Below are 7,111 nucleotides of genomic sequence, written 5' to 3'. Positions count from 1 at the left end.
GGCGCCCGAGCCCATCTGTCCGGAGCCGCTTCCCAGACTCGCCAGACGATACTCGGTGCTGCCTGTAATCGCTGACAGCACGCTCTGATCGGTCAATTCCGTGGTCCCCGTGGGAACAGGCACCGTGGTCGACCCGATCGACAGCACACGATCGCCCGAGACGAGATCGCCGGACGTCGCACCCGAGCCTGCGGCTCCCGACGCGCCACCCGACGATGCAGCAGCCGCGGACACGGGCAACGTCGCCTTCACGGGCGCCGCGCTGGTGACCAGCAGCTCCGCGCCCTGCGCGATCTGCTGGCCCACGGACACCCGGCATTCGGCGACGGTCGCGCTCGCGGACGGCAGCCAGATGAAGAGCGACGGGTCAATCGCCCAACCGCCCTCCTTGGTGATGCGCCTAGCCCCCACGTTGTCGGCCAGCTTGTTGTAGGCGGTGATGGAGTTCCACGTGAACCAGTCGGAATCCGGCGCCGCATAGCCGAGCGCGCGCAGTGCGTCGTTCAGCGAGCGGGCGTCGGGTCCCTTCGTGCCGCTGGTCAGCGTGCGGTACGGCGGCGTGACGGTATGCAGGGCGAGCACCGGTATCGCATCCACGCTGATCGGCGTGCCGCCCGAGGCGATGGTGGCGTTCGCCGCGCAATGCGACGCGGTCACCCTGCCCGCCACCGGTGAGACGATGGTCGAGGAGGTGCCGAGCGTCACCGTCAGTTGCACGGATCGCGCGTCGTCGAACTGCGAGGCGGCGACCTTCATGCTGCCGGCGGAGGTCGAGGATTCCAATGATTGCGGGATGCGCGATCGGGTCAGCAGGAAACCGGTACCGAGGCCCACGGACAGCAGCATCGCCGCCAGTAGGATGAACACCGATACGGTCACGCCCCCGCGCGCACCCCCGCCGCGCGGCTTCCTCGTCCTATGCATCGCGTCCTCCTCCTGCCCCTGCGCAGTTGATCCTATTCCTACTGTAGATCCTGTTTTCGGGGGAAACACTTCGAGACGTCATCTCGGGGATGACGTCTCTAGTCGGCTTCGCACGCGAACCACTGTTGGACGTCAGGATCGGATTCATCGACGCCGTCGCCGCAATCCTGTTACTGCGCGTTCACTGGATCCTGCGAGCAGGCGAGGAAATGCCGGTAGTCGGGTGACGATTGCTCCATGTACTTGCCGAACATATCCATATACCGGTCGTTGTCATCGTAGATGGTCTCGTATTCCTGCACGGTTAGTCCCTGATCCGCCAATCCATGTTTTTGCAGGCACGCTAGAGACAGTTTCATTAGCTCATTCCGGCTGAGGTTGTCAGGATTGGATTGCAGGGATTGGTACAACGGTACCAGCTCCATGTAGCCGGTTTGGGCATGGCATGCATCGGTTGCCTTGGTCAGGGCTTCTTGGCTCATATCACCGGAAGCGCCTCGCAGTTCCTCGCCGTTATCGGTATAGGACCAGTTCACTCCCTGGCTGCTCATGCACGAGGTATACCGGTCTATGAACTCCTCGAACTCGGCATCGGTGATTTTACCGTCTCTGAGGATGCCTTTGGCCAGTTCGCTACTTGTCGTCTCGTAGTTGTGCCTGAAATCAGAGGCATATGGACCGCTGAATTGCTGCTGCGCATCAGGGGAGGATTGTTGCCCGCATGCGCACAGGGCCATCGGCAGCACCATAGCGAGAGCAGCTGCAAATGCCCTGTGCCCGATACGGTTGTGCATTGCCCCCATCTCGACTCCTTTGATGATGATCGGGTGAGAAACAAGGGCGACAGATGGATGTATTCTGCCGCCCTCGGATTATCAACGATATGGGTTTGGACGACGACTAAGAAACCCTGCCAAATGCGGCTGTGAAGGTATTCGCTGAATGTAGTCCCGTTACATCGGCCCAAGAGCGGACTCCATTTGCTTCCCACCTGCCGTATCGCCATACCCCAAAGCCAAGATCATCGTATCCTTTACGCTGATGTTGTGCTTTGAAGCCGGGATTGGCTTTGGCGTATTCAAGGGTGTACTCGCCTCGCCCATATGGATCGTAAACTGTTGCGACCGCCATTGCTGCGGAGGGCAACATCGCCCCGCCTACTGTCACGCCCACCGCGAGAAATGCTCCGCAGATGGTCTTTCTCAAATTGTGCTTCATGATGTCTTCCTTTCGGTTGATACCCCACTTCGTTGGGGGGTAGCTCCATTATGCATCCTGTAGTGGTGGATGATTTGTCGCTGAAGGGAGATGCGTAGTCCTCAGGTCGACGTGCTGGTCCAATAACCGCTTTGATAATCGTGATTTCTCGTATGGTGATATCGAGAGCTCTGAAACAATTTAAGAGATGGAAGGTGCGTATGAATATGCATTCGATGTGGAAGGGCGTGGTATCCATGATGCTTGTGCCCGTATTCCTGTGCTCATTGGTCGTGGGAGAGGGGCTAGTCGTCGGGAACATCGATTTGGTGGGATATCCTATCGCATTGGTTCATTGTCCTCCATGGATACCGCCGCAGTATTGCTCCTGACGATGAATTGGATGGTCTAGACCAAGGGTAGGTGGACGAAGCAGATCCATTGCGCGTCGCGTATTGTGTAGGACAGGTCTCCCCCAGCCTGACCGATGCGTCGTGCATGGACGGTGAGTCCCCTGTTGCCAGGGGACGGGTGCGTCATGGGTGCGATCCCGTTGGTCTGCATGATCTCGATGTAGTCGTCGCACAAGGTGACAGACAGTTGATAGTCCGTGTCCCCGACCGCATACTTCGCCATATTCGCATACAGCTCGTCAATCAACGATCGCAGCATGCGCACGCGCCCGATGTCGGGGTGCACAGTCAGACCGAAGTCGTGCAGCTCCGCGTGACCATGCAACCCTTGTTCGGCAAGTGCCCTGTCATGGTCGTGGCATAGGGCTCGTAGATCGTCGGGCAGGTCGTTGTCGTTCCCACGCGATGCGTCCGTCCGCTGCCCCTCGGACATCGCGTCGATGATGCGATGTACCTGCGTGAGCGCCTGCCGTGACTCCTCATCGATGCGGTTCCATGTTGCGGCATCGACGTCGGGGTGTTCGCTTATGTGCTGCTGCGCGGTCAATGAGATGCTGGCCAGACTCCCCGCCACGGAATCATGTAGCTGCGAGGCATACTCCAGCAGCGACAGCGTGTGGCTGTCCTCCTGCTGCTGGATCGACCGCCGGTATGCTGAGTCCTTGTGCTGTGCCATGTCGTTGCGCTGGCGCAGACCATAGCCTGTGATCTCGGCTATGACTGCACAGGAAAGCAGAAAAACTCCGGCGGACATGGTGGGCCCCTGTACGTGCGGCCCCTCATTGAGCCGGGTCTGTGATAGCTGCATCAGCAGATTGGCCAGAAAACATGCGACCGCCATCGCAATAGTGCCTTCGACGTATACGATGATGCCCGAGGCAAGGCACGTACCCCACAGGCGGCTGGCTCCGCCGCTGGTATCCACGAAGCAGCAGGCAATCTCCACGGCGAGGATACCGCATGCGCCAAGGCGGGGAAGCAGACAGATCAGTGCGATCGATGCCATGTGCAGGATGGATATCATCATGGAATAGGCGTCGACGGTAGGTCTGACGGACCAATCCGCGGCGGTGAGCATGAGCGTGATGATGACCAATGCTAGGCGTGCCCGGTGTGTGCGTAGCTCGCGCACCGGATGTCGCATCGTCTCCGTGAGATCCGCAAGCGCCGCTCGCGCGGCGTTCCTCTCAAGCATCGGACTCTCCAGTCCATTTCGCTACGGCCTCGCGCAGCGAACCAGCGCCCAGTTTGCGCTTGGCCCGCGCGATGAACGACTTCACCGTCGATTCGCTCACCTGCATCGTCACGGCGATGTCCTCTACCGCCAGCCCGCGGGACAACAGGTTCATGACAGTGGTTTCCTTGCCGGACAGCAGCTTGTGATCCGGCTGATGCGTGACTCGGATATGAGCAATCGTCGTGTTGTCGAACAACTCCCCCCATGTGCCGCCCAGCAGCACCGTGCGTAGAGCGTTGAGTATTTGGGCGCGGTCCGCCTTGGAGACGATTCCCTGCGCACCGGCCAGCGCCGCGTCGCGCGCGTAGTATCCGACCGGGAACGCGGTGATCGCCAGAATCGGCATGGTGCCGAGTCCTCTGCGGATGCGCATACACACGTCCGCGCCGCTCCACCCATTGCCGAGCGACATGTCTGTCAGGAGTAGATCCGGTCTGGTGTCTGGAGTCAGGCACCGCTGCACGGTCTGTTCGGCGGATGTTGACGTCCAAGCTACGCGCAGACCATCCGCGCTCGCAATGACGGCACTCAACCCCTGCGCGGTGAAGGGATCGTTGTCAAGTATCGCGATGCCGCAATGGCGTTCGGCGTTCCCATCCATATCACCCATATCTACGATTGTAGGCACCATCATCGCTGTTGACGATGCCTGTTAGGACGTGGGTTCCATCGCGAATCACGCCAGAACGTGAGCAGGAGGAAGCCGAAGCAGAACGCGACGGGCAGCATATGACGTTCGAAGTTGTTCGCCGGGGCGGTGATCATCACGCCCATGAGCAGCAGCAGCGGCAGGTGCCAGGCGAGCGCACGCCAGCGTCGCAGGACCACCTCGGCGGCACCGATGAGCAGCGTCATGATCACGTAGAAGTTGCCGTGCGTGACCCATCCGAGCACCGGGATCGCGCTCCACGAGTCGGCGAAATTCGCCACCTGCGTACGCCACTTGTGGTGATAGTACTTGATCCACGTCGAATTGACCTGCACGTAGTCGCTGTCCACGTAGTAGCTCATCGACACGTACGGCTGGTCCGCGATGTCGAAGTATCCGTAGCATTTCGCCATCAGCGCGTCGATCGAGACGATCGGATTCGCTTTGACGATCTCGAGCCACGCCTTGTTGAACCCGTCCATGTCCTCCGGCTTGACCGAACGCCAGCGGTAGCTGACCTTCTTCGACTGGATGCCGGACGATTTGACCGGATCGGCGTCCTGCGGGAAGTACGCGTCGGCCATCTGGTCGAGGTTGAACACGGGGGCGAGCTGTTTCCTCGCCGATTCGGGGATCGAATCGGGGTCACGCTGCGCCACGCGCGCGATCATCTGCAGCTGCACGCCGCGGCTTTCGATCGGGTCGCCCCCGATGATCGCCCCCGACCTGATCGCCATCGTGATGCCGCCGTGGATGAGGATCGTCGGCAGCAGCAGCGCGACCACATACGTCGTCCAACGGCGGCGATCCGCGAACAGCGCCAGCACGAACTCGAAGAGCAGCACGTACCACGCGTATTTCGCCGAGATCAGCATCACCGTGTTCGCCGCGACGAACGCCGCGAACGAGCCGCGGGGGAGCCGGATCGGGCGGGGTGCACGACTTCGGATCCGTCTGCCTGACAGCCTCGCACGGATCCCCGCGATGCCGCGGCTCCGCTCCGACGCCTCGTCCAGCCCGATAGCGCGGCCGTGCGACACCGCCAGACGGTCGCCCGACGTCGCGTACAGCTCGTACCAGATGCCGAATGCCCACAGGAACGCGAACGCGAACAGCGGCGATTTGGTCAGCGAGATCGTCGAGAACACGGTCAGCGGGCAGATGAGGAAGAACAGCAGTACCGCCACGCGGACCGGCGCGTGCGCGGCCTGAGCCGGCAGCGCCGCACGCACGCCACGTTCCGGACGGTCGAACCGGCGGGGCGCAAGCCGTTCCCCGCCGCGCTCGGGATGCATGAAATCCGTGCGATCCGCGCGCCCCAGCCACGGCAGGTTCAGGAAGCGGTGCATGGTCGCGGCGCTCACGCACGCCGCGAACAGGAACTGCGTGGCCGCGAGCGCGATCGTTCCCCAGTCGTTCGAACCGGTCAGGTATCTGGACGCAGCGAGCGTCGCACCGTAGAACAGCGTCAGCACGATGTTGTGCTGATCGGTCAGATACGTTGGATCCGCCGGCCACATGTAGTGCGCCGTCGGATAGATGTCCATCGGCGCGAACGAGAAGAACCCGATGTACGGCTGCTTCAGACCGGTCCACTGGTTCCATGCCCAGCTGAACTCGCGCGCCTGACTGCGCAGATCCGCGCCGAACGCGGCGAACAGCGTCGTCGGCGCCCACAGCCATCCGACCAGAAGAATCGCGGTGAGCTTCCAGCGTCTGTCGGTGGCGCGTACGATCCATCGCGCGAGGAACGCACGCGCGAGCCCCGCGGCGGTACGCGTTCGCCGCCATGCGATGCGGGTGATGCGAACGATGGGTGCGAGACTGCGCTTGTCGGTGGTGTCGGTGGTGCCAGTGGTGTCGACAGTGTCGGAGGTGCCGACGATCGCATCGGCATGGCCGCGCCGCCGCGCTCGCGGCACCATCCGCCGCGGCGATCGCGTGCCGTCCGGCTCGGTCGTCCAGCCGAGCAGCGGCTGACGTCTCGCCTTGCGCACCAGCGACACGATGATGATGAGGTAGATGACGAACGCGGCGATGCCATAGCCCGCATTCATCCATCCGAACCGCGCAATCGACGAATCGGCCCAATACAGCGGTCCGACCGCCGTGCACCACGCCAGCCACAGGCACGCCGCCACCGCCAGCGTCCATCGGGCGATGCCCCCGATGCGGTCGGTGATGCGATCGGTGTGGCCAGTGTGGCCGGTGTGGTCGGTATGGTCGCGTTCCGCAGCGTGTGACACCTTGGCCGTGGTTCGGCTCGAAGGCGTTGCGTGCGCGTCGCCGTTGCGGCTATCCTGCGCGCTGGTATGGGGGATGATACGAGGACTGGAGGCATCGGTCATGTCCGCCATTCTACTTGTTCGACTGTTCGTTACCTTCGGGCTACCGTCCGGAGCCGATCGCGGGTGTATCCTGAAACCAGAACGGCCGATGAGGGGCTGTTTGCGACACGCCGAGAAGACCGTGTGATTGCAGCGGTTTTCCGCTTCAGCGTGCCTTTGTGTTTGCGCAAATGCGCATGGATGACTATTCTGTTCTTTTGCTGCCGTTCGGATGCGGAACTTCAACTTCATGATTGTTTCCACAGTCCGGATGTGTGTGGTGGTTTGAGAACTCAAGAGTGTGTTTGTACTACTTCTTTATAGTCAATGATTGCCAGTCCGTTGCAGGCCTGCCTGTTTTGGG

The 7,111-nt window shown here is 61.5% G+C and carries 6 protein-coding genes; all 6 read right to left on the bottom strand.

All coding sequences use genetic code 11. From position 1 onward, the window contains the following. Window positions 1-924 (bottom strand): hypothetical protein (locus tag BW11_RS10635; protein WP_140476373.1); only part of this gene is annotated, 924 nt, incomplete at its 3' end. Window positions 925-1,094: 170 nt separating this feature from the next. After that, window positions 1,095-1,727, bottom strand: a complete 633-nt coding sequence (locus BW11_RS10630) for a hypothetical protein (protein ID WP_043165758.1) — start codon at window positions 1,725-1,727, stop codon at window positions 1,095-1,097. 97 nt (window positions 1,728-1,824) lie between these two features. Further along, window positions 1,825-2,142 carry a hypothetical protein gene (locus tag BW11_RS10625; protein ID WP_140445710.1) on the bottom strand — a complete coding sequence of 106 codons (318 nt, stop codon included), beginning with the start codon at window positions 2,140-2,142 and terminating at the stop codon, window positions 1,825-1,827. Between the two features lie 387 nt (window positions 2,143-2,529). After that, window positions 2,530-3,729, bottom strand: coding sequence for a histidine kinase (locus tag BW11_RS10620; protein WP_043165756.1), 1,200 nt, complete (start codon window positions 3,727-3,729; stop codon window positions 2,530-2,532). Then, window positions 3,722-4,381 carry a response regulator transcription factor gene (locus tag BW11_RS10615; protein WP_181162606.1) on the bottom strand — a complete coding sequence of 220 codons (660 nt, stop codon included), beginning with the start codon at window positions 4,379-4,381 and terminating at the stop codon, window positions 3,722-3,724. Before BW11_RS10615 ends, BW11_RS10620 begins: the two co-directional genes overlap by 8 nt. Window positions 4,382-4,401: 20 nt before the next feature. Next, a complete protein-coding gene (locus BW11_RS10610; RefSeq protein ID WP_219846764.1) occupies window positions 4,402-6,768 on the bottom strand; it encodes a DUF6020 family protein in 2,367 nt (788 codons plus the stop codon). Between the last annotated feature and the right edge of the window lie 343 nt (window positions 6,769-7,111).

The sequence above is a fragment of the Bifidobacterium sp. UTCIF-38 genome (genome assembly GCF_006454495.1).
GTDB classification, from domain to species: domain Bacteria; phylum Actinomycetota; class Actinomycetes; order Actinomycetales; family Bifidobacteriaceae; genus Bifidobacterium; species Bifidobacterium callitrichos.
This window is presented reverse-complemented; position numbering and strand designations above follow the sequence as displayed.